Raw genomic sequence first — 23,100 nt, forward strand, 5'->3', positions numbered from 1 at the left:
CTTTATAGGCACAAAGCCCGCACTAAAGTACGGGTTCCGAAAAAACTGATTAGGTTTTTCGGAACCTAGACTTTAGTCTAGGCTGATTTGTTTAAAAGTTTATATATTCCTTACATCACACATTAAATCTGAAGTGCATAATATCACCGTCTTGAACAATATACTCTTTTCCTTCCAATCTCATTTTTCCGGCTTCTTTGGCTTTTGCTTCACCGCCGCAGGCTATAAAATCTTCATAGGCAATCACTTCGGCACGGATGAAACCTTTTTCAAAGTCGTTATGGATGGCTGCAGCTGCTTTTGGAGCAGTTGAATTTTTTCTGATTGTCCAGGAACGTACCTCTTTGACTCCTGCTGTAAAGTAGCTCATAAGACCGAGTTTGTCAAAGCCTTTATGTATGATTTGTTCAAGTCCAGATTCTTCTACACCCAAATCTGTTAAAAATTCCTGTGCTTCCTCATCTTCAAGACCTATAAGCTCTTCTTCAACTTTTGCACACAGTTTAATGAGTTCACAATTGTTCTTTTGCGCATGTTCACGAAGCGCTTTTACGTATTCGTTGTCTTCTAGCAATCCGTCTTCGTCTGTATTTGCACCGTACATAATCTCTTTGTCGGTTAAAAAACGCACTTCACGGTTAAGCTGGCGATACTCATCAGAGTCGGCTTTTTCAAAGTTGCGTGCTAAATTCCCTTCACCCAGAAACTCTAAAAGCTCTTCCGCCATTTCTAAAACAGTTTTTGCACTTTTATCAGCTTTTGCCTGTTTTTTAAGTCTCTCGATTCGATTTGCAAGCACTTCAATATCAGCCAAAATCAATTCACCTTCGATGATTTCAACATCACGCAGAGGATCAATGCTTCCTTCATTATGTACAATATTTTCATCTTCAAAACATCTTACAATCTGTAAAATCACTTCTGTCTCGCGTATGTTTGAAAGAAATTTGTTTCCAAGACCTTCGCCTTTGCTGGCACCTTTTACAAGCCCTGCGATGTCAACAAAATCAATAGTAGAATATTGAATTCTTTCAGGATTGACTATTTTTGCAAGTTCATGCAGTCTTTTGTCAGGAACAGGCACAACAGCCTTGTTTGGCTCTATTGTACAAAATGGGTAGTTGGCTGCCTCCGCGTTTTGTGCCTTTGTTAGTGCATTAAAAGTTGTTGATTTACCGACGTTTGGAAGTCCGACTAAGCCTATTGCTAATCCCATGATAACCCTTTAGAAATATTTTTTGAAATTATATCTAAGTAAATTTAAAATTAAGAGTGGTACAATAGGTTAAAAGTTAAAGGATGAATAAATGAGTGTACTTTTAGAATTTTCAATGTTTCCGACATCTGATAACTGTCGAGATGGCAGTTCCGTATCAAAACAGGTGGCTAAGATAGTAGACGCTATAGATAAAAGCGGCGTAGCATACCAACTCACCCCGATGGGAACAGTTGTAGAAACAAAGACAATGCGTGAGGCTTTAGACATCATTGAACTTGCGTATGAGCAGGTAAGCGGTTGTGACAGAGTCTATTCTTCACTAAAATTTGATATACGTAAAAACACGAAAAACAGACTGACTTCAAAGATTAAGTCCATAGAAACACAACTAAAGAGAGAAGTCCAAAAATAATGGACTTCCAGCTTTAACCTAATGTTTCTCTGACAATTTTTACAGCTTCTACCATATTTTTCAAAGAGGGCTTCACTTCTTCCCATTTACGTGTTTTAAGTCCACAGTCAGGATTTATCCATAACTGCTCTTTTGGAAGTACCTCTAAGAGAGAATGAATCTGTGTGACAATCTCTTCTACAGATGGAATTCTTGGCGAATGAATATCATAAACACCTGGACCTACTTCCTGTTTATAGCCGACTTTTGCAAAAATTTTCAACAATTCATTTCCGCTTCTCGCCGTTTCTATTGAGATAACGTCCGCATCCATAGCTTCTATGGTTGCAATAATGTCATTAAATTCACTGTAGCACATATGTGTATGAATCTGTGTCTCTTGTTTTGCACAGCTTACCGAAAGCTTGAAGTCTCTTACAGCCCAATCTTCATACTCTTGCACTTTTGCTTTTCGCAAAGGATATCCCTCTTTAAAAGCAGCTTCGTCAACCTGAATTATTTGTATACCGGCTTTTTGCAAATCATCTACTTCGTCACTGATTCCAAGTGCAATTTGTTTGCTGACTTCACTACGCTCCATATCATCCCGCACAAATGACCAGTTTAAAATCGTGACAGGGCCTGTGAGCATACCTTTCATTATTTTTTTTGTTTTGCTCTGTGCATAGGTAATCCACTCTACTGTCATTGGTTTTGGACGAGAAATATCACCGTAAATGAAAGGCGGTTTCACACAGCGGCTTCCATAGCTCTGTACCCAGCCGTTTTGGGAAAAGCCATAACCCTGAAGCTGTTCTCCAAAGTATTCAACCATATCATTGCGCTCTGGTTCACCATGGACCAAAATTTCAAGTCCGCACTCTTCTTGGAAAGCTACACAGTCATCTATATATTTTTTCATCTCATTTTCATAGCTTTTTTCATCCAAATTGCCATTTTTATATTCCCGTCTGGCATGTCTTATTTCAGGTGTTTGCGGAAATGAACCGATAGTTGTTGTAGCAAGTGGCAAATATTGCAGTTTTTCTTTTTGAAGCTTTATTCTCTGTTCATATTTTCCTTCACGTTCATATTTATCAATATTGTTGATTCTCTCTTGTACGTTTTCATCATGAATCAGTTTTGAAGTTCTTCTGGAAATGTTTGCTTCTTGGTTTTCTTTTAAAAACTGAAGCTCATTTGCATCTAATGCTTCTTGAGAGTGAAAAAATATTTTACTGATAAGCGCAATTTCATCAAGTTTTTCAATACCGTAACTTAGCCAATTTTTTATTTCAGGATTCATTTTCTCTTCATATTTCAGGCTAAAGGGTACATGCAGCAAAGAACAGGAAGAAGAAACCAGGATATTATTTTTGTTTACATGTAAAGCGATGCTATTAAGCAGATTGACACTCTTCTCAATATCGTTTTTCCAAATGTTTCTTCCGTCAACTACGCCTGCAATAAGCATTTTGTCAGATTTGGCAATGAGTTCAAGTGAATCAAAGTTTTCTTTGCCATATAAAAAATCAAGTCCAAGAGCCCAAACAGGAGTATGCAAAAGAATTTTTGTTGCTTCGCATGAGTGTTCAAAATATGTTACAACTGCAATTTTTATATTTTTAGAAACATTGGCAAGTTTGTCATAGGTCGGTTTTATAAGGCTCAGCACTGTTGTCTCAAGATCTTTTACAAATATAGGTTCATCAATTTGCAAAGTAACACTCTCATCAAGTTTGGCTATTTCTTGAAGAAGATCTTCATATACAGCCAAAATTTTAGAATACAATTCATAAGTATCACCACCGTCTGCTCTTTTTGAAAGCCCTAAAAATGTCAATGGTCCTATGATGTTAATTTTACATGTAAACCCCTGTTTTTTTGCTTCTTTATATTCTGATATGATTTTATCGGCATTTAATTCGTACTCATCTTCAAGTGATAATTCAGGAACGATGTAGTGGTAGTTTGTATTAAACCATTTTGTCATCTCCATCGCTAGGGCATCTTTGTTGCCTCTTGCCATTGCAAAATAGCGTTCTTCCCCCTGCAGATGTGTAAAGCGCTTTGGCACAGCATTTAATGTGACTGCCATATCAAGCATGTTGTCATAAAAGGAAAAATCATTTGTGCTGATATATTCTATACCTGCATTATTTTGATAGTTCCAGTGTCTTTGCTTCAATGTTTTTGCTACTTTTTCAACTTCACTAAAGCTGCTTTTTTTTGCCCAATAGCTCTCAAGGGCAAATTTCAGTTCTCTTTGTTCTCCGATTCTTGGAAATCCTACTACATACGTATTTTTTGACATAACAATATCCTTTGATTTAAGTCATTTCTGACAATATTTGTATTTGTTTTTATAAAGTTTTTTGATTAAATGATTAGGATATTGAAAGGGGAGGGTGAATACCGCTGCGGCGAAATGCGAAACATACCGTATAAAACGGGCATCTCGGAATATAGTGGTTGAGTAAAACCATCAATTTTGATTTAATGGTAAAGAAGAGATGGCAATGACACGGTTTTGAGCTGTGAAACAATGCTAATGCAGTTGCAAGAAACAGTTCTTTTAGTGACATTCTCTCTCCTTTTTTAAAGTATACCGGAATTATAGCATATTTATTTTATACTTTTTAAAAACTCACTCATAAAACGGACACCTGCACCGGTTCCGCCATATACATTGACATCCCAGGGACTTTCAGTATAAGCGCTTCCGGCTATGTCAAAGTGCAGCCATTTATCTTTGTTTTCTTCTTTGATGAAGTTGTCTAAAAAAAGTCCGGCTGTAATAGCTCCGCCATAAGGCTTGTTTGAAATATTACAGATATCGGCTATTTCACTTTTGAGCTGTTTTTTCAAATACTTGTTAAACGGCAGGGAAGCTGTCAACTCTCCGGCTCTGCCTGAAGCTTTGGAAATGTCATGTCTGAGTCTGTTGGAATGCCCCATAACACCTGTTGTATACTGTCCAAGAGCTACCATACAGGCACCCGTAAGCGTTGCAAAATCAAACAGATAATCTGCTTGAACTTTTTCCTGTGCGTAATCAAGCACATCCGCAAGCACCAGGCGACCCTCTGCATCTGTGTTTCTCACTTCTATCGTATCGCCTTTGCGAGAAGTTAAAACATCATCAGGTTTGTAGGCATTTCCGCCTATCATATTTTCAACGGCACCGACAAAAGCGTGTACTTCAATATTGAGTTTTAATTCACTGACTGCCTTAATGATACCCAGCACTGCACAGGCTCCGGCTTTGTCCATTTTCATTGTTACCATTGAGGTTGCAGGTTTCAGACTGAGTCCGCCACTGTCATAGGTCAGACCCTTTCCGACAAGAGATATAATTTTCTTCGGATTTTTTGGTTTGTATGCCAGGTGAATCAGTTTTGTATCATGACACGAAGCGCGACCGACTGCAAGCATTGCCTCACATCTTTCTTTTTTGAGTTCTTTATGTCCTAAAACAGTGCATTCAAGAGAATTTTCACGTGCCAGTTTCTTTGCCAGTTTTGCAAAAGTAGGCGGATTCAAATCATCAGGAGCAATATTTACTATATCACGCGTATAACAGGTTGCATCAGCAATTATTACAGCTTCTTCAAAAGCATCTTTTAGCTCTGCTATATCTTTACATGTAAGGTAAATATTTTTAAGTTTTTGTTTCTCATTTTTTGTTTTGTATTTGTTAAACTCATATCCGCCAAGAACCAAACCTTCTACAACAGCTTTTATATTGTTTTTTTCTACTGCAATGCTCGCAGATTTATAGTTTGATGTTTTTAAAGATTTTATTGCTGTAGCTGCCGCACTGCGAATATTATCATTGCCGGTATCCTCAATACCGCACACAATTATATTTTTTTCGTATAAAGTACACAAGGTGTCCTGCTTGGCCTTAAAACCTGACTTGTGCAGGAGTTTATAATATTTGTGTACGCCTAAGTTTTCATTAGTAATGAATTCTAAACAGACATTGCTCTTTACATTGGATGTTTCACCCGTCGTCAATTTGATATTCATAGTATTTCCTCGTATAATAAATTTATTTTTTGTCAGTGCTTGATTCTGACAAAAGATCTTTTAGTCAAAATGTAAAATATCTTTTGCCTGAATCATATCTTTGTCTCCGCGGCCTGAGAGGTTGACGATGATGAGTTTGTCTTTTATATCAGGCATCTTTTTCAAATAGGCGACTGCATGGGAACTTTCAAATGCCGGAATGATTCCCTCTTTTTGAGAAAGCCATACAAAAGCATCCAGGGCTTCCTGGTCTGTGACATTGTCATATGAAACTGATTTGTTGTCTTTGTGAAAAGCATGTTCAGGTCCAATGCCCGGGTAGTCAAGTCCCGCACTGATTGAATGCGCTTCAAGAACCTGTCCGTCTTCATCTTGGAGCAGATAGCTCATCTGACCATGCAAAATACCTGGACGCCCTTTTTCCAAAGAACAGCCGTGTTTGTTTGTATCTAAGCCAAGTCCACCGGCTTCAATGCCGATACATTGCACCTCTTTGTCCTCTAAAAAGTGTTGAAACATACCGATAGCATTGCTGCCTCCTCCTATGCAGGCAAGCACATAATCGGGCAGTCTGTTCTCTTTTTGTAAAATCTGTGCTCTTGCCTCCCAGCCGATAATTGCCTGAAAGTCGCGTACCATCATAGGGTAGGGGTGTGGACCGGCGACTGTTCCTATGATGTAAAAGGTATCTCTTGCATTGGTGACCCAGTGACGGATGGCATCATTCATTGCATCTTTAAGTGTTCTGCTGCCACTCTCAACAGCATTGACCTTTGCACCAAGAAGTTTCATACGAAAAACATTCAGTTCTTGGCGCTCTACATCCTTTGCACCCATAAATATTTCACACTCCAAATCAAGCAGTGCTGCAATGGTTGCTGTTGCCACACCATGCTGTCCCGCACCGGTCTCAGCAATGACTTTTTTATAACCTAAGCGTTTTGCCATCAAACCCTGTGCAATAACATTGTTGACCTTATGAGCACCTGTATGATTTAAGTCTTCACGTTTGAGATAAACCTTTGCACCGATTTCTTTAGAAATATTTTCGGCATAAAAAAGAGGACTCGGGCGCCCTACATAATCTTTTAGATAGTAGTCGACCTCTTTCCAGAACTCTTCATCAAAACGAATAGCTTCATATTCAACTTTGAGTTGAAGCAGTGCTGGCATAAGTGTTTCAGGAACATAGCGACCACCGAAAATTCCAAAATGTCCGTTTTCGTCAGGATCATATTTTGAAGGGCTGGGAATATACATCATTAGTTAACCTCTATCACTGAATATACATCAGTTTTTTCTTGTAGTTTTTTTATACCGTCAAGGAAGGCAAGTCCTATAATAAAACAACATTCGATACATATGGCACCTGTCTGGTTGACAAGTGTGGCAGCCGCATTTGCTGTACCGCCTGTAGCTATTAAATCATCTATTACGAGGACTCTTGCACCCTTTTCATTTCCAAAAGCATCTATATGAACTTCGATTTCATCCACTCCGTATTCGAGCGCATACTTTTCGCTAATGGTTGTGTAGGGAAGTTTTCCTTTTTTGCGAATAGGCACAAATCCAATTCCGAGCATTTGCGCTAAAGCCGCTCCGAATATAAAACCTCTGGCATCAATACCGGCAATATATTCAAGATTATACTCTTTATATCTTTGGTAAAGATGATTCATCAAAACAGCATATGCCTCTTTGTTGTTGAGTAAAGTAGTGATATCTTTGAACACAATCCCCGGTTTTGGAAAATCTTGTATATCTCTGATTGAGTTTTCCAGGATTTTTTTTTCAGTTTTACTTAGTGTTATCATTTTCATCCTTATAAAAGTGCGTCAATACGACTTTCCAGTGCTTTAATCTTTGCATTGAGTCTGTCTACTTCCTGTCTGTGTTTTGCATTTCTTTGTTTTAAAACCTTTAACTCATTTCTGAGTTTTGTCAGTTCTTCGCTTAATATATCGACATTTCCAAGAGCACGCTGGAGTTGAATCTGGTACTTTCGAATTAAAATTTCTGCCTCCTGAAGCGTTAATTTCATTAAGTCATTGCTTCTTTGTTCCTTATTTGTAATGCTTTTGAAATAAAACATTTTTACAAATAAATAGATAGAGACAATAGAGAGTATTGTTAAAAGTGACCATTCTCCAAACATAGCTTTTCCTTGAATGTTATTTGTTAGAGTGTTTCTATTTTTGCTACTCTGGCAATGTGACGGCCACCTTCAAAGCTTCCAGCTATCCATGCATCAATGATAGATTCAGCAACACCTTTTCCGACAATTCTCTCACCAAAACATAAGATATTTGCATCATTGTGTCCGCGTGCTACGGTTGCAGTATAAGCATCATGGCACAGTGCAGCACGAATACCGTGATGCCTGTTGGCTGCCATACTCATACCGATTCCGCTCCCGCAGATTAAAATACCTTGGGAGTTTTCATCTTCCAAAACCGCCGTTGCAACCTTGTGCGCATAATCAGGGTAGTCCACTCTGTCTGCACTATATGGTCCAAAATCAATTACTTCATGTCCTTTGGATTGTAAAAGCTCTACTGTCCAGTTCTTCAGTTCTAAACCTGCATGGTCGGTACCTATATAAAATTTCATTTTCTCTCCTCTAAGATAGTAACAAATGTATAATTGCCTGCACCGGCATAAAAAGTACATATTGATTTAACGGGGTCATTAAAATAATAAGTACAATAACAATCCCGTATCTGTCATATTTGTAATAAAACTCTGCAATAGAATTTATTTTATATTTTAACGCAAGATGCATTAAAAAATGCCCACCGTCAAACTGGGGAATAGGCAGCAGGTTAAATACGCCTAAAACTATATTGATAATAAGCAGTTGGTATATAAATATATAGAAAAATATATAAAACAGAGAGTCGGCAGTTGTCGGTGTACTCATAGCAGTCAGAGTAATTGCTGCGACTGCACCCATAGTGAAATTATAGACAATACCTGCCAAGTCCACCTGCATAGCGGCATTATATCCACCTCTGTTTATGACAGTAAAGGTATTGATCGGAACAGGCTTTGCCCAACCGAACAAAATACCGCCGTCCGAGCCTAACAGCATTGGTAAAAAGTACATAGTAGCAGGCACTATGATAGTTCCGACAAGATCTATGTGCGAAATTGGGTTTACTGTTAAACGCCCTGCATTTTTGGCTGTCATGTCACCGTACATGTAAGCAACCCAACCATGCATAATTTCGTGTCCGATAATTGCAACAGCAAGTGCTAAAACGGCAGCTGCTATTTTTAATAAATCAAGTGAGTCCATAATATTCTTTGTCTTCTTTTTCTCTTTCTTGTATTGCTTTTTTTAAGTGCTCCGGTTTTTCCAGGTCGGCAGGTGTTTTTCCTATTCTGTCCCATCGAATTTTATAATCTTTGTCAATTGAGAAATAGATAAACCAGGGGGTTCCTTCAATGTTTTCATAAGGAACACTTCCCCAGAAACGGCTGTCATTGGAGTGGTCACGATTGTCACCCATCATAAAATAATGATTTTTTTCGACTTTGAGCGGGTTTACATAAAAAATCTGTATCGGAAAACGCCCGTTATTTACGATTTTCGGGTCATGATGAATACCGGGATGTTTTTTCATATAAGGATTTTTTACCCACAGTTTGCCGTCAAAAATTGCTATTTCATAATCTTTATAATTCTTTTTAATCCATTCGTCACCTTCTTTAAAGTGTAGAAACAGGTTTTTATCAGCAACAAACAATTCGTCTCCGGGAAGAGCAACACAGCGTTTTACAAAATGCTGTTTAATATTTCCTGGGTATCTGAAAATGACGATATCACCGTGCTTTGGGGTGTCTCCATCAACAATTTTCAACTCTTTGCTCCATGGAATAATGGGAATTTCCAAAAACGGAATATAGGGCATAGGAATACCGTACGCAAATTTTTTGGCAAAAAGGTGGTCTCCGATCAGAAGGGAGTCTTTCATGCTGCCGCTTGGAATACGAAAAGCCTGGGCAACAAAAAAGATAGTAAAAAGAACAATGACAACAGTCCCTGTCCAGGAGTTTGACCATTTATATGCTTTATGTAAGATTTTTTTCATTGAATTAATCTTTGTCTTGTGCATTGAGTTTTGCGGCTTTGAGAGTATTGCTCAAAAGCATTGCAATAGTCATCGGTCCGACACCGCCGGGAACAGGTGTGATGTATGAGCATTTTTTACTTACATTTTCAAAATCCACATCACCGACAAGTTTGCCGTTGTCTGCTCTGTTGATCCCTATATCTATGATGATGGCACCGTCTTTTACCATATCTTCTTTGATAAGATTAATAACGCCGACACCGACAAGAATAATATCTGCATTTAATGTATGTTTTTTTAAGTCATCTGTAAATATATGACATACTTCAACAGTAGCATCTGCGTTGAGCAAAAGAGCAGCCATAGGTTTTCCGACAATATTCGAAGCACCGACAACACAACAGTTCTTTCCTTTTACATCAATGTCATACTCTTGTAAAAGTTCCATTACACCAAGTGGTGTGCAGGGTACAAAACCGTCCAGATTTGTGACAAGGCGTCCTACATTGTAGGGATGAAAACCGTCAACATCTTTTGCAGGATCAACAAGTTCAAGAATTTTTGTTGTATCTATTTGCGGAGGCAGAGGAAGCTGCACAAGTATTCCGTCAATATTTGGGTTTTGATTCATCATTTTGATGGTATTTTCTATCGCATCTTGAGAAATGTCTTCTGGCATTTCATGGCTGACTGAGTAAAAACCGACTCTGTCACAGGCTTTTTTCTTCATGCTGACATATGCCTGGCTTGCAGGATCCTGCCCTACAAGTATTACGGCAAGTCCTGGAGTTCTGTCTGTTTGTGCTTTTAATTTGGCAACTTCATCTGCCACATTGTTTTCAATTTTTTTTGCAAGTGCTTTCCCATCAAGAATCTGCATTTAAACCTCTTAAATAAATTTTTTGATATTATACCCTTTTAAAATAATATTAGGCTAATGATGAAACATATCTTTTTTTTAATGATTCCCCTGTTTGTATACGCTTCAAGCACTTTTATAACACCGATGGAATATGCTTCACAACTTTATAAAAACCCAAGAGGCATAGGCTGTCAAAATTGTCACGGAGAGAACGGGGAAGGGAAAGTCATAGCTGACTATGTGCATAAAAAAAAGAAAAAAAGTTTTGTCGGCCCAAGAATTAACAACATTGAGTTCGATAGTTTTTATAGAGTTTTAAACCAAAGGAAAAGAGGCATGCCGAGATATTTTTTAACGACAGAAGAAATTCAGGCATTGTATCTGTATCTGCACAAAAACGATAAGAAGAAAAAAGATGTTAAGTAAAATTACACAAGCGTACGAAAACAGGGACTTGGCTGCACTTGATGCTTTGGCTGTGCCAACATTTCGCCACATCAACAAAAAAAACAGTTTTAAATCAGTATTGATGCTTTCTTGTCATAATATTAAACATCTTTCTAAAATAGAAAGTCTTGAAGCAGAGTGCATTATGTTAAATCTGGAAGATGGTGTAAGCAAAGAAGACAAACCTTTTGCTCTCGCTTTGGCAGCTGTTTTTCTCTCTCAACTTAAAAAGAGTGACAAGAAACTGGTTGTTCGAGTGAATGCTTTGGATAAGGGTGGCTATGATGAAATTGCCTATCTTAATCAGTTTATGCCTGATGCTGTCCGTGTACCAAAAATTAAAAACAAAGAAGAAGTAAAAAATGTACTGGCTCTTTTGCATGATGACATAGACTTGCATCTTTCTATAGAAACAGCCCAGGCCTGGCATAATCTTTCTTCTTTGAAAATAAACAAAAGGGTAGGAGTGTTTTATCTTGGGATTTTAGATTTGTTTGCCGATATGGGGCTTTCACAGAGTTTGATTAATCTGCAGAATCCGACTGTGAAATATATGCTTGCACATTTTTTAATTACAGCCAGAGCTATGAAAGTAAAACCTGTTTCCTTTGTGTTTCAGGAATTTGAAGATTTAAAAACTTTTGAACAATGGTTACTGCTTGAAAAAGAGATGGGATATGATGCAAAAGCCTGTATCTCACCGGGACAGGTGAAACTTGTACATAAAATATTTGTAGATACAGAAGAAGAGCTAAAAAGGGCAAAAATCATTGTGAAACTCTTTGAGATGCATCGTGATGAGGGTATTACCGGTTTTGTAGATGAAGAGTATGGGTTTATTGATGAGCCGATATATAAAGGTGCCTTGAAACTGTTGGCCGCACAAACAGCTTAAGTGCCTGGCTTAATATCCTGCTAGATTATAAAATACATTGTATCGTATCAGTGTTGTCTCTTTTGGTCTTGGGTATCTGCTGTAGGCATACTCTATAGTCTCTTTGGTTGTATCATCAAGAATATAGTAGCCACTCTTGGAAATAAAGCGAAAACCTGTCATATCTCCGTTTGGATGCAGGTAGAATTCTATTACATTACTTCTGTTTACATGTAAACCCCGTGGGATATTGACTCTTGCAACACGATTAAGGACCTGTTGGGTAATTCTACGCATAATCTCCTGATTATCTAAAATATACTGCTGTTGTCCTGGTGTAAGTTTGCCAAATTCATCGCCGTAGAGTTTTTTGATATTTTGAGAAATATTACTGTTGTTGTGTGTGGCTTTTTTCCTGACACTTTTTGTTTCCTGGGCAGATTTGTCTTCATAAAGCCAGGAGAGTTTTTTTGGCTTTTCCTCTGGCTTTTTTATTTTTTTTGGTTGGGCTTTTTTTTCTAAAGGAATATAGGATTTTTTTGTCGGAAGAGGTTTGACCTTTGGCTGTTTCACTGTTTTTTTGATGATTTTTTTTGTTTTTTTCGGCTTGTTTAATTTTGGTTTTCTGGGTGTTTTCTTTGGTTCATATTTTACAGTTTTTTGTTTTACTATTTTTTTAAGCTGGGAACCTTTTGGCATTGGCGGAACAATGGGCGAAGGTTTGGGCTTTTGTTTTGTTATTCCTGATTTTTTATGCTTCTTTGGCATCTCTTTGAGAGATATTTTAATTCTTTTTTCTTTGGGAACTGCTTTTTTTTCTGTATCCGGTGTAAAAGTCCACACTATCCACAAAAGCAAAAACAGAAGCAGATGTATCAGTAAAGCAACGAAAAAGGCAAAAGAAGATCTGTTCAAAAATAATCCATTATTTAATTTGTGAGATTATATCAAATCAATATTAATAGTGTTGCTGTCGTTTAGCAATACTTAGATATAATTATAAAAAAATAGAGATACAAGGTTGCAAATGAATACAGAGGCATCACAAAAAGCATTTGAAGAGGCACAGCGTTTAATCCCGGGTGGGGTTGATTCACCGGTAAGAGCATTTAAGAGTGTGGGTACAACACCTCTGTTTATCACTGAGGGCAAAGGCGCCTACTTGAAAGATGTAGACGGGAATGAGTATATTGATTATGTCCAAAGTTGGGGACCTTTACTTTTTGGACATCGTGATGAAGCTATAGAAGCTGCTGTTATTGATGCCGTAAAGCATGGTTTGAGCTTTGGCGCACCGACATTGGCAGAGACAGAACTTGCAAAGCTTGTTGTCGGCTTTTTTGACTCAATTGACAAAGTACGTTTTGTAAGCAGCGGAACAGAAGCTGTTATGAGTGCTATTCGTTTGGCACGCGGCTTTACAGGGCGTGATGATATTGTGAAGTTTACAGGATGCTATCACGGACACAGTGATGCTCTTTTGGTCGAAGCGGGAAGCGGTGCGGCGACTTTTGGGAATCCTTCAAGTCCCGGTGTTCCGGCTGATTTTACAAAGCATACTCTTTTGGCGGAATACAACAATATAGAGAGTGTCAAAAAATGTTTTGCGGACTCCGACAATATTGCCTGTGTGATTATAGAACCAATTGCAGGCAATATGGGACTTGTCCCGGCTGACAAAGAGTTTTTGCATGCACTCAGAAAGCTTTGTGACGAACACGGTACTCTGCTTTTGTTTGATGAAGTGATGAGCGGATTTCGCGCAAGTGTTCACGGTGCCGAGTCCATAACAGGGGTAAAACCTGACATAGTAACACTCGGAAAGGTGATAGGCGGCGGTATGCCGGTCGGTGCCTTTGGTACGCGCGCAGAGATAATGGCAATGCTCTCACCTGAAGGTCCTGTGTACCAGGCCGGAACTTTAAGCGGCAATCCTGTGGCAATGGCAGCAGGATATACTGCTCTGATGAAACTCAAAAACAATGCAAGAGTGATTGATGTTTTAAACGAAAGAGCCAAAAGACTGGTTGAAGGGATGCAAAGGGCCGCTGCAAAGTACAATATACCTATGCAGGTAGATACAAGAGGTTCAATGTTCGGTTTTTTCTTTAATGACAAACCTGTAAAAAACTTTAGTGATGCAGCAAAGAGTGATGCAGAACTTTTTGCAAAGTTTCATACCGGCATGCTTGAGCGCGGACACTACTTTGCCTGTTCTTTGTATGAAACAGGATTTATTTCCACGGCAATTACTGATGAAATGATAGAAAATACAATACAGGCGAGTGCCGAAGTATTTAAGGAAATAACAAATGTCTGATGACACGCAGGATAAGGTGAATAGCGAAGCCAGAGAGAATGCCCCGGGGCAACGCAAACCAAGAATAAAGCCTATTGTAGAGGCAGCAGACAGTCTCTCTTTGGGTATCTCCATGGTTGTGGCGGTACTGTTGGGTGTCGGTATTGGCTGGCTGTTAAAAAGATGGACAGGTATCGAGTGGCTTTTTTGGGTAGGTGTTTTCATTGGAGTTGCAGCAGCAATATTAAATATCTACAAAGCATATTCAAAACAATACAAAGAATTTGAAAAACTGGCAAAAGAAGACAGATATGCGATAAAAAAACAGCTTGAAGATGATGAGGATGAGGATTACGGTGAAAAAAACTATTAGTATTTTTTTTGTGGTACAGATTCTGATTTTTATCACATATTTTTATTCTCAAAAAATATTTCTCAATATCGAAATTGCATTCTTAAGTGCTTTTTTGATTATACTCGGTTCCTCTTTTTCTTATAGAAAAATGGTGCAGAACAAGGTTGATACTAAAGAATATGAAGACGAAAAAGATCTGCTTGACACAATAGATGATCCGCATGGACTTTACGAAGACGACAGTATAAATAATACTCCGGCAGAAGAGCTTGATTTAAAGCAGATTGTCAAAGAAGAAAAAGCAAAAATAAAGACTTTAAGTCTGAAAAATGCAAAACATGGCTTCAGAGGAAGTGTTTCCATTATACGAATCATACCCTATATACTGCTTATATTAGGATTTATAGCTTTGAAGAACAATGAAGTACTGGAGTTGGCATATTACCTTCCGTCTCTTTTGATCGGAATTGTAACCGGTGCTTTGGTCTCTAAAGAAGTTTTAGCTTAAGGGCAAAGATCAGTGTGTTATGATTGGAAGATGTATGGATATTGATTTTTTAGTAATTTCTACATAAAAATCATATTTATCAGCGAGCATTTTGATGTCTGGCAACATTTCACTGTCAATGTTGTCCGCTATAACGGAGATAGAAAAAAGACCATATTTTTTATCATGAAACTTGATATATTCTCCAACAATATAGGAAATTTTTGTTTCAATAACTCTGCTTTTTTGAGATGCTTTGTATATAAAATTTAATAATTTGATTAAATTGTTGGCATTGACAACAACATCAGGAATAGTCGGGTCATAGTTTTTAATAAAATTTATTTCGGAACTGATGGAATTTGAAGCAATGCACAAATCCGTAATCGTAAATATATTTGTGAGTTCACCGTCAGGTTTTTTTGTATTTATTTTGTAGGTTGGTGCCTGGTAGAGTTTGATACCTATACACTCTTCGTCTTCATAGCCGACCGTAATGGCAAAAAATTTATATCTGCCGTATTCCAGTTCCAAAAAGGTTGTTTTGAAGCCAAAGGTTATGTTGGCATAGGTTTGGGCAAGATTAAAAAGTTCACTGGGCTGGACAGATCCCAGTAGAAACTGAGCTTCTGTATTGAGAGAAATTATTTTTCCATTAGAACGGAATAAAATAAATGGATTATAATCGTTTTCTATCCATTTTTGTTCCAATGTCATATTCATCATTATTCTTCGATATAGTTTTTGAGTTTTCGTCCAACTTTAGGATGTTTGAGTTTTTTGATGGCACTTGATTCAATTTGACGAACACGCTCACGGGTTACACTGAGTTCTTTCCCAATCTCTTCGAGTGTTCTGTCACTCTCATCATCCATAATTCCGAAACGGAGTTTGATAACGGCTTTTTCTCTTTCGTTTAACTGCTCAAGAACCTGTTCAATCTGAATTCTCAAGTCATCTTTTAAAATTGCATCAGAAGGAGAAAGAGATGTTTTATCTTCTATAAAGTCTCCAAAACGGCCGTCATCCTCGCTGCCGATAGGAGCTTCAAGAGAGATAGGCTCTTTGGTGATTTTGATGACATTTTTGACTTTTTCAACTGATAAGCCGACTTCCTGTGCAATTGTATCAACATCCGGCTCTTTTCCGTTTTCCTGCAGGTGTTTACGCATAATTTTATTGATACGGTTAATCGTTTCAATCATATGAATAGGGATACGGATTGTTCTGGCCTGATGGGCAATAGCACGGGAAATAGCCTGACGAATCCACCATGTTGCGTAGGTTGAAAATTTGTATCCTTTTTGATATTCAAATTTGTCAACTGCTTTCATAAGACCGATATTTCCTTCCTGGATAAGGTCGAGGAAAGGCAAACCGCGATTGGTATAGCGCTTGGCAATGGAAACTACAAGACGCAGGTTTGATTTTGCCATTTTTGTTTTGGAAATTTCCGAGATATTTTTACCGCGTTTGATCTGCTCTAAAATATCAGCAAGTTTTTCCGGTTCCATATCAAAGCTGTTTTTTGAAGCCTCTTTTGTCTGTACCAGTTTTTTAATTTCCATATAGGTTGAAACCATTGTTGCTTCAGGAACCATATTGGCAATATCTTCTTTTGTCAGATCCTGAATCTTTTCCACTAAAATTTTATGATTTGCTTTTAATGTGGCATTAAAAAGAGGCAGTTTGTACTCTAAACGTTTCAACTCTTTATCGTACCCTTCATCACTTTTGAGTGTTGTTTCCATTGCTTTTACCAATTCATTTATAAGCTTTGAAGTAGGTCCGAGGTCAAGAAGTTTTTCTTTGAGTACAGATTTTTTATATGTTACAGTCAAGTAGTAATGCACAATTTCTTCTGTAAGTTCTCCGTCAAGATTTTCAGGTGCTTTTTCTGTGGCTTTTACCCAGTCTTTTTTCGCTTTTTCCAAAGCTTTGAAACTTGTAGATACTTTTTCAACTCTGCTTTTGTCTTTTACAGACAATGTTTTTTCTGCAGAGTCATCATCTGTATCATCATCTCCGTCATCTTTTTCGTCTTCAAAACTTTTAAAGAGTTCTTTGACGCGTCTTTCCCGGTTGATAAGAGGTTCTTTGTAGTCTAGAATGAAATCTATCAAATAGGGAACAGAACATATGGCATCTATAATGATGCTTTCTCCGGCTTCTATTTTCTTGGAGATTTCAATCTCTTCTTCTTTTGTCAGAAGTGGAATTTGTCCCATTTCCCGAAGATACATACGAACAGGAGAATCTGAGCGGGACCATTCAAGAAGTTCATGCTCTTTTAAAATATCAAATTTGTCTGTCTCATTGTCTTCGAGCATTTTTCGCTGGGCGCTTCTGCGTGCTTCTGCTTCCTGGTCATTTAGTTTTTTAGCATGTTCGCTGGATGTATAAATACATTTTTTGTGTTTTTGGAGAAGTTTATAAATATTTTTTGCCTGAGCAGCTGTAGGCTGTTTGTCAAAAAATTCGATTAAAGATTCATAAGTGACACAATCTTTGGACTTGTGCTCTTCAAAAAAGGTCTCTAAAGCTTTGTTGAGTTCTTTTGCTGTCATATGGGAGGGTGCTCCAATTGAGTTAAGGTTTTTAAAAGGTGGATTATACCGAAATATTCTTAACAGATGCTTTTTTCTGAATAAAATTTTGTTGGAACGGACATTGCTTATTACATGTAAATCAATACAGGGGCAATAAATGCAAACAGGCTATTACAGTTCTGCTGCCGGGATGGTAACGCAGTTTAACAGACTTGATACCATTGCAAATAATTTGGCAAATGTGAATACAAACGGTTTTAAAGAAGATCAGCTTATTGTCGGTGATTTTATGCGGCTGTATAAAGAGGCCAGAGATGAGCTTCCAAATAGTGACAATTCCAAAGAGGGTGCGGCATTTCTCAACAGAACAATGACACGGGCACCGCAGATAGTAGACTCTTATACTGACTATTCTGTTGGAAATATGCAAAAAAGTTCAAACTCTTTGGATTTTGCACTTTCTAGAGAGGGATTGTTCTTTGCAGTAAAAACCCCCGAGGGCATACGCCTTACCCGTGACGGTGCTTTTACCCTCAATGATGAAGGAAAGCTCATTACCAAACAGGGGTATGAGGTACTTCCAAGTGATTATCAGAAGTCAAAAGAGGGAATCAGTTTTGCGACAATGGACAGTGTTATAGAAGTAGATAAAAATGGGCAGATTTTTACCAATGTTCCAAACAGTCTCTCTCTGGTGGAAAATAAAAAATTATTTATTGCCCAGCCTGAAAATATCAAAGATCTTATCAAAGAGGGAGACAATCTTTATAAACTTCCAAATACAGACTCTTTAACAAGTATTGAACAAAGTGGTGCAGTCAGACAGGGTTTTGTGGAAAAAAGCAATGTAAATGCAGTAAAAATGATGACACAGCTCATAGAAACAAACAGACTCGTAGGAATGTATCAAAAGGTAATGGACGCTCAAATGAATGACATGAACAGAGACGCAATAGAAAAACTTGCGAAAAAAGCATAACATGACTTTTTTAAGAGCAACCAGTTGCGTGGGTTTCCTGCCGAAGGAAGCCCAGTGTTAACGCAGCTAAAAGAATTACTTCTTTTGGCGTACTGAAAGGGACAAACGGTTCCCTTCATTTTATGAAATAAAATTAAGGATAGAACAAAATGATGCAATCACTCTATACAGCTTCAACAGGAATGTTGGGGATGCAGACACAAATTGATACGACGGCCAATAATATTGCCAATGTGAACACTATTGGGTTTAAGAAATCCCGTGCAGAATTTGCTGACTTGATGTATCATGTGATGGAATATGCAGGAACATCAACCAGTGATACAACCAAAAGTCCTACCGGAATTGAAGTTGGTTTAGGTGTCCGTCCGACGGCAATAAATAAAATATTCTCCGAAGGATCTTTAAAACAGACAGACAACAATCTGGATCTGGCTATTACGGGCAGAGGTTTTTTTAAAATGGAACTGCCTGACGGGACACAGGTTTACTCTAAAAACGGTTCTTTCAAAATAGATCAAAACGGAACGATTGTCAACAGTGACGGATACACACTGGTACCACAGATTGTAATTCCTCCTGATGCGACAAATATCAATATCGGTACCGACGGAACAGTGACAGTGATTCAGCCCGGGCAGACGCAGGCAACACAGATAGGACAGATTCAAACAACAAATTTTATAAATCCGGCCGGTTTGCATGCCATGGGTGACAATCTCTATCTTGAAACAGACAGTTCGGGACAACCGGTTGAAGGGATTCCCGGTATTGATGGGCTCGGGACACTGAGACAGGGGTTTGTGGAACTCAGTAATGTTGAACTGGTAGTTGAACTGACAGATTTGATTACCGGTCAACGTGCCTATGATGCAAATTCAAAAATCATTACCACCAGTGACGAAATGCTTCAAACTACAAACAATCTCAAGCGATAACATAGCTGTGCAACTGCATTGATATTTGTTAATATTAATGCAGTTCTTTTGTAAAATTATTTTTTAATTAACTTCATATAACATTTTAGATATAATCGCAAAATTATTTAGTAAAAACAATAGGATTTTAGATGCAAAAAGCAAACATAAATGGAAAAGTTTGGAAATTTGGAAAAGATATAGATACCGATTTGATTATTGCTGCAAGATATTTAAATACTTCAGTACCAGAAGAACTGGCAAAACATGTAATGGAAGATGCTGATCCTGAATTTGTAAATAAAATGTCTCCCGGGGATGTTATCGTCGCAGGCGAAAATTTTGGATGCGGAAGTTCTCGTGAACATGCACCGATTGCATTAAAAGCTGCCGGTGTTGCTGCCATCATTGCACCTACATTTGCCAGAATTTTTTACAGAAATGCATTTAATATGGGGCTGCCTATATTTGAACTCAAAGAAGCAGATGAGATTCAGGAGGGTGATGCAATCAGTATTGATATGAATGCAGGCACAATCACAAACCAAAGTACAGATAAAACATATAAATTTACTCCGATCCCTGCTTTTATGCAGGAGCTGATAGATGCAGGCGGTTTAATGAACTTTGCAAAAAATGAAGTAGAAGGAAAAAAATAGATGAAATCATACAAAATAGCACTGATAAAAGGTGATGGAATTGGTCCTGAAATTATTGACGAGGCTGTAAAAGTTTTGGATGCAGTTGCATCATACAGCGGGTTTATTCTGAAATATGAAGATTTATTAATGGGTGGATGTGCGTATGACATTACAGGTGATCCGCTTCCTCAAGAGACAATTTCCGGAGCATTGAATTCCGATGCTGTTCTTTTTGGTGCTATCGGCGGTGAAAAATGGGACACTCTTCCACGTGAAAAGCGTCCTGAAAGCGGTCTTTTGCGTTTTAGAAAAGAGCTTGGTGTGTATGCCAATTTGCGTCCGGCAGTTGTATATGATGAACTCGTAAATGCTTCTTCATTAAAACCGGAAGTCGTCCGCGGTGTTGACTTAATGGTGGTTCGCGAACTTATCGGCGGTATTTATTTTGGTGAGCCAAAAGGACGCGATGCAACCAAAGGCTGGAACACTATGGTGTATACACGCGATGAAATCGTGCGTATTGCCCATCAGGCATTTAAAATTGCAATGACTCGCAGCAAACGTGTATGTTCCATCGACAAAGCAAATGTTTTGGATGTTTCCCAGTTATGGAGAGAAACTGTTGAAGAAGTGGCAAAAGAGTATCCGGAAGTAGAACTTTCTCACATGTATGTGGACAATGCCGCTATGCAGCTTATCCGCGATCCAAAACAGTTTGATGTAATGCTTACAGGAAATATATTTGGCGACATATTAAGTGATGAGGCAAGTATGCTCTCGGGTTCCATAGGACTGCTGCCATCCGCTTCCATCGGTGCTAAAATCGGTGTATATGAACCTATTCACGGTTCAGCTCCTGATATTGCAGGACAGGGGATTGCAAATCCTATAGCAACTATTTCTTCTGCATCAATGATGCTTCGATATGCACTTAATGAAGAAGAGGCTGCCAACAAAATTGACAATGCCATCAAAAAAACATTAAGCGAAGGCTACAGAACAGGTGACTTGGCTCAGTTTGATGCAAAAGAAGTCTGCTCAACAAGTGAAATGGGCTCAATTATTGCAAACTACATAGAAAAGTAGGCTGATTTCATATGCAGACTCTGACTTTGGCAAATATTTATGAACTGCAAGGTTTAAAAGAAGAGGCATTGGAAATTTATAAGGAAGTCTTAAAAAAAGACCCAAATAACAGTGATGCCAAAATTGCTATACGAAGACTCTCCGGTATGAGAAAAAAGTTTTTACATGTAAATGTTCAAATGAAAGAGTATTTTTTAAAGATGGATTCCGAAGTTGAGTTCAAAGAGTTTGAAAGGTGGTTATTAAAAGCATGGAACTAAAAGATGTCATATTGTCAACACTGGCTGAAATGGAAGATGAACTGCCGCAAGAGAGTGTAAAAGAAGTGCAACAGGAAACTTTTGCTGAGGAAACCGAAGAACGCCTGCAGCAAAAAGATGATGCGCATACATCCATGGAAAGTGAATTAATTTATTTGAACTCCATAAGAGAGAGGCTTTTGGTCCTTTTTGAAGGTTTTCAAGCGCCAAATAATGCAAATATTGAAGCCAAAGTAGACATGACACTTAACTTTTTAGAATATACTTTGGCAACAATAGACGCCCGTGTTGAAAAGCTGGAAAAAGGAAATCTGTAGATGAGTCAATATAGAGTTTTAATAGATGCAAATGATGAAAAAGGACTTGTACATAAAGTTTCAAGTATATTTTACAGTTATGATCTGAATATTCTGTCCAACAGTGAGTTTGTTGATAGGGAAAGCAACAAGTTTTTTATGCGTAGTGTTGTTGACGGGAATGTTGATAATACAGAACTGCTTAAAGCTTTACACGAAGTATTGCCTGAACACTCCGGCATAAAAATTGTAAAACCTGAGAAAAAAAACATCATAATAATGGCAACAAAAGAGATTCATGCACTTGGCGATATTCTGATCCGTCATGAAGCGGGTGAACTTGAGGCAAATATTGTAGCGGTTATTTCCAATTATGATAATTTGGAATCATTTGTAAAAAAGTTTGATATTCCTTATATCACGATTTCTCATCAGGGATTGGAGCGTCAGGAACATGAAAGTAAAATTATTGAGGCTATTCAAAGTTACAAAGAAGTTGATTTTATAGTTCTGGCAAAATATATGCGAATCCTGACACCAAGATTTGTTGAAACATTTGAAAATAAAATCATAAATATACACCATTCGTTTTTACCGGCATTCATAGGTGCAAATCCTTATAAACAAGCCTACGACAGAGGGGTGAAAATCATTGGAGCGACAGCACACTTTGTAAACAACAATCTTGACGAAGGGCCTATTATCGCACAGGAGACAATCCATGTAACACATGCCTACAGCTGGAAAGATATGCAGCGTGCCGGCAGAGATGTTGAAAAAGTAGTTCTTTCCAAAGCATTGAAACTGGCTCTCGAAGACAGAATTTTTACCTATGCAAACAGAACGGTAATTTTTTAATGGCATTCAACATAGTATTGGTACATCCGCAAATACCAAACAATACCGGAGCGATAGGCAGACTCTGTGTCAATGCAGGGGCTTCGCTGCACTTAATTAAACCTATAGGTTTTGATATAGATGAAAAAGCTGTTCGTCGGGCAGGTCTTGATTATTGGAATAAGCTTGATTTGAAAGTGTGGGAAAGTATTGATGAATTCTTTACATGTAACGATATAACTGATAATGCCTATTTTGCTACAACAAAAACGGACAAACCCTATTTTGATGCCAAATTCAAAGAAGGTGATTATATCTTTTTTGGCAGTGAGACAAAAGGAATACCGGAAGATCTGTTAAACAAATATAAAGCACAAAATATAACTATTCCTATGACAAAAGACGGGCGCAGTCTTAATCTTGCTATCAGCACGGGAATAATTCTTTATGATGCAATCCGTCAAAATTATTCTACCTTTACCGAGGAGTAAGC

Annotated in this window: 28 protein-coding genes; 14 read left to right on the forward strand and 14 right to left on the reverse strand. The window is 38.0% G+C overall.

Annotated elements, in window-relative coordinates; all coding sequences use genetic code 11:
• Window positions 1-115: 115 nt before the first annotated feature.
• Window positions 116-1,216, reverse strand: coding sequence for a redox-regulated ATPase YchF (ychF, locus tag MLC52_RS05865; RefSeq protein ID WP_346388723.1), 1,101 nt, complete (start codon window positions 1,214-1,216; stop codon window positions 116-118).
• Between the two features lie 91 nt (window positions 1,217-1,307).
• Between ychF and MLC52_RS05870 the strand changes: the two genes are divergently transcribed.
• Complete coding sequence (locus MLC52_RS05870) at window positions 1,308-1,631, forward strand: MTH1187 family thiamine-binding protein (protein WP_151900387.1); 324 nt, start codon at window positions 1,308-1,310, stop codon at window positions 1,629-1,631.
• Between the two features lie 13 nt (window positions 1,632-1,644).
• On the opposite strand, the gene metE is transcribed toward MLC52_RS05870, so the two are convergent.
• From metE to folD, 10 genes are all read right to left on the reverse strand, one after another.
• Window positions 1,645-3,924 (reverse strand): 5-methyltetrahydropteroyltriglutamate--homocysteine S-methyltransferase, encoded by a 2,280-nt coding sequence (gene metE, locus MLC52_RS05875; protein WP_434581605.1) that lies wholly within the window; start codon window positions 3,922-3,924, stop codon window positions 1,645-1,647.
• A 73-nt stretch (window positions 3,925-3,997) separates the two neighbouring features.
• Complete coding sequence (locus MLC52_RS05880; protein WP_151900385.1) at window positions 3,998-4,195, reverse strand: hypothetical protein; 198 nt, start codon at window positions 4,193-4,195, stop codon at window positions 3,998-4,000.
• 40 nt (window positions 4,196-4,235) lie between these two features.
• A complete protein-coding gene (locus MLC52_RS05885; protein ID WP_434581606.1) occupies window positions 4,236-5,642 on the reverse strand; it encodes a leucyl aminopeptidase in 1,407 nt (468 codons plus the stop codon).
• 60 nt (window positions 5,643-5,702) lie between these two features.
• The gene (trpB, locus tag MLC52_RS05890) at window positions 5,703-6,902 is read right to left on the reverse strand and encodes a tryptophan synthase subunit beta (RefSeq protein WP_434581625.1); all 1,200 of its coding nucleotides are present in this window, start codon (window positions 6,900-6,902) and stop codon (window positions 5,703-5,705) included.
• Between the two features lie 2 nt (window positions 6,903-6,904).
• A complete protein-coding gene (locus tag MLC52_RS05895) occupies window positions 6,905-7,456 on the reverse strand; it encodes an adenine phosphoribosyltransferase (RefSeq protein WP_434581607.1) in 552 nt (183 codons plus the stop codon).
• 8 nt (window positions 7,457-7,464) lie between these two features.
• Complete coding sequence (locus tag MLC52_RS05900; protein WP_151900383.1) at window positions 7,465-7,797, reverse strand: hypothetical protein; 333 nt, start codon at window positions 7,795-7,797, stop codon at window positions 7,465-7,467.
• Window positions 7,798-7,820: 23 nt separating this feature from the next.
• Window positions 7,821-8,252: a ribose 5-phosphate isomerase B gene (gene rpiB / locus MLC52_RS05905; protein WP_151900382.1), complete on the reverse strand. Its 432-nt coding sequence runs from the start codon at window positions 8,250-8,252 to the stop codon at window positions 7,821-7,823.
• 10 nt (window positions 8,253-8,262) lie between these two features.
• A complete protein-coding gene (locus tag MLC52_RS05910; RefSeq protein WP_151900381.1) occupies window positions 8,263-8,940 on the reverse strand; it encodes a site-2 protease family protein in 678 nt (225 codons plus the stop codon).
• Window positions 8,927-9,736, reverse strand: coding sequence for a signal peptidase I (gene lepB / locus MLC52_RS05915; RefSeq protein ID WP_151900380.1), 810 nt, complete (start codon window positions 9,734-9,736; stop codon window positions 8,927-8,929). The genes MLC52_RS05910 and lepB overlap by 14 nt, the downstream gene beginning before the upstream one ends.
• A 4-nt stretch (window positions 9,737-9,740) precedes the next feature.
• Window positions 9,741-10,598, reverse strand: coding sequence for a bifunctional methylenetetrahydrofolate dehydrogenase/methenyltetrahydrofolate cyclohydrolase FolD (gene folD, locus MLC52_RS05920; RefSeq protein WP_151900379.1), 858 nt, complete (start codon window positions 10,596-10,598; stop codon window positions 9,741-9,743).
• Window positions 10,599-10,658: 60 nt separating this feature from the next.
• Between folD and MLC52_RS05925 the strand changes: the two genes are divergently transcribed.
• Window positions 10,659-11,006 carry a c-type cytochrome gene (locus MLC52_RS05925; RefSeq protein WP_151900378.1) on the forward strand — a complete coding sequence of 116 codons (348 nt, stop codon included), beginning with the start codon at window positions 10,659-10,661 and terminating at the stop codon, window positions 11,004-11,006.
• Window positions 10,996-11,922: an HpcH/HpaI aldolase/citrate lyase family protein gene (locus MLC52_RS05930; RefSeq protein WP_434581608.1), complete on the forward strand. Its 927-nt coding sequence runs from the start codon at window positions 10,996-10,998 to the stop codon at window positions 11,920-11,922. The genes MLC52_RS05925 and MLC52_RS05930 overlap by 11 nt, the downstream gene beginning before the upstream one ends.
• 9 nt (window positions 11,923-11,931) lie before the next feature.
• Here MLC52_RS05930 and MLC52_RS05935 read toward each other — a convergent pair whose 3' ends face one another.
• Window positions 11,932-12,816, reverse strand: a complete 885-nt coding sequence (locus MLC52_RS05935) for a hypothetical protein (RefSeq protein ID WP_346388730.1) — start codon at window positions 12,814-12,816, stop codon at window positions 11,932-11,934.
• Between the two features lie 112 nt (window positions 12,817-12,928).
• Here MLC52_RS05935 and hemL point away from each other — a divergent pair, with 112 nt between their 5' ends.
• The 3 genes from hemL to MLC52_RS05950 are packed head-to-tail and all read left to right on the forward strand — an operon-like array spanning window position 12,929 to window position 15,063.
• Window positions 12,929-14,221, forward strand: a complete 1,293-nt coding sequence (gene hemL / locus MLC52_RS05940) for a glutamate-1-semialdehyde 2,1-aminomutase (protein WP_434581609.1) — start codon at window positions 12,929-12,931, stop codon at window positions 14,219-14,221.
• On the forward strand, window positions 14,214-14,573 hold the full coding sequence (locus MLC52_RS05945) for an AtpZ/AtpI family protein (protein ID WP_346388732.1): 360 nt from the start codon (window positions 14,214-14,216) through the stop codon (window positions 14,571-14,573). The genes hemL and MLC52_RS05945 overlap by 8 nt, the downstream gene beginning before the upstream one ends.
• The gene (locus MLC52_RS05950; protein WP_188109948.1) at window positions 14,557-15,063 is read left to right on the forward strand and encodes a hypothetical protein; all 507 of its coding nucleotides are present in this window, start codon (window positions 14,557-14,559) and stop codon (window positions 15,061-15,063) included. Before MLC52_RS05945 ends, MLC52_RS05950 begins: the two co-directional genes overlap by 17 nt.
• 9 nt (window positions 15,064-15,072) lie before the next feature.
• Here the strand turns inward: MLC52_RS05950 and MLC52_RS05955 are convergent, their stop codons facing one another.
• Window positions 15,073-15,759 carry a hypothetical protein gene (locus MLC52_RS05955; RefSeq protein ID WP_151900374.1) on the reverse strand — a complete coding sequence of 229 codons (687 nt, stop codon included), beginning with the start codon at window positions 15,757-15,759 and terminating at the stop codon, window positions 15,073-15,075.
• Window positions 15,760-15,767: 8 nt separating this feature from the next.
• A complete protein-coding gene (gene rpoD / locus MLC52_RS05960) occupies window positions 15,768-17,609 on the reverse strand; it encodes an RNA polymerase sigma factor RpoD (protein WP_434581610.1) in 1,842 nt (613 codons plus the stop codon).
• A 139-nt stretch (window positions 17,610-17,748) separates the two neighbouring features.
• Here rpoD and MLC52_RS05965 point away from each other — a divergent pair, with 139 nt between their 5' ends.
• From MLC52_RS05965 to MLC52_RS06000, 8 genes are all read left to right on the forward strand, one after another.
• Complete coding sequence (locus MLC52_RS05965) at window positions 17,749-18,570, forward strand: flagellar hook-basal body protein (RefSeq protein ID WP_418641386.1); 822 nt, start codon at window positions 17,749-17,751, stop codon at window positions 18,568-18,570.
• Window positions 18,571-18,719: 149 nt separating this feature from the next.
• Complete coding sequence (flgG, locus tag MLC52_RS05970) at window positions 18,720-19,508, forward strand: flagellar basal-body rod protein FlgG (protein ID WP_151900371.1); 789 nt, start codon at window positions 18,720-18,722, stop codon at window positions 19,506-19,508.
• Between the two features lie 131 nt (window positions 19,509-19,639).
• On the forward strand, window positions 19,640-20,146 hold the full coding sequence (locus MLC52_RS05975) for a 3-isopropylmalate dehydratase small subunit (protein WP_151900370.1): 507 nt from the start codon (window positions 19,640-19,642) through the stop codon (window positions 20,144-20,146).
• Window positions 20,147-21,214 carry a 3-isopropylmalate dehydrogenase gene (leuB, locus tag MLC52_RS05980; protein WP_151900369.1) on the forward strand — a complete coding sequence of 356 codons (1,068 nt, stop codon included), beginning with the start codon at window positions 20,147-20,149 and terminating at the stop codon, window positions 21,212-21,214. It abuts the gene before it with no gap.
• A gap of 11 nt (window positions 21,215-21,225) precedes the next feature.
• Window positions 21,226-21,474: a tetratricopeptide repeat protein gene (locus tag MLC52_RS05985; RefSeq protein WP_151900368.1), complete on the forward strand. Its 249-nt coding sequence runs from the start codon at window positions 21,226-21,228 to the stop codon at window positions 21,472-21,474.
• Window positions 21,465-21,791: a CiaD-like domain-containing protein gene (locus MLC52_RS05990; RefSeq protein WP_151900367.1), complete on the forward strand. Its 327-nt coding sequence runs from the start codon at window positions 21,465-21,467 to the stop codon at window positions 21,789-21,791. The genes MLC52_RS05985 and MLC52_RS05990 overlap by 10 nt, the downstream gene beginning before the upstream one ends.
• Complete coding sequence (purU, locus tag MLC52_RS05995; RefSeq protein WP_346388736.1) at window positions 21,792-22,628, forward strand: formyltetrahydrofolate deformylase; 837 nt, start codon at window positions 21,792-21,794, stop codon at window positions 22,626-22,628.
• Window positions 22,628-23,098: a tRNA (cytidine(34)-2'-O)-methyltransferase gene (locus tag MLC52_RS06000; RefSeq protein ID WP_151900365.1), complete on the forward strand. Its 471-nt coding sequence runs from the start codon at window positions 22,628-22,630 to the stop codon at window positions 23,096-23,098. Before purU ends, MLC52_RS06000 begins: the two co-directional genes overlap by 1 nt.
• Window positions 23,099-23,100: the final 2 nt, after the last annotated feature.

Origin of the sequence: Sulfurimonas sp. NW15, from assembly GCF_051132285.1 — a bacterium.
Classification (GTDB): domain Bacteria; phylum Campylobacterota; class Campylobacteria; order Campylobacterales; family Sulfurimonadaceae; genus Sulfurimonas; species Sulfurimonas hydrogeniphila.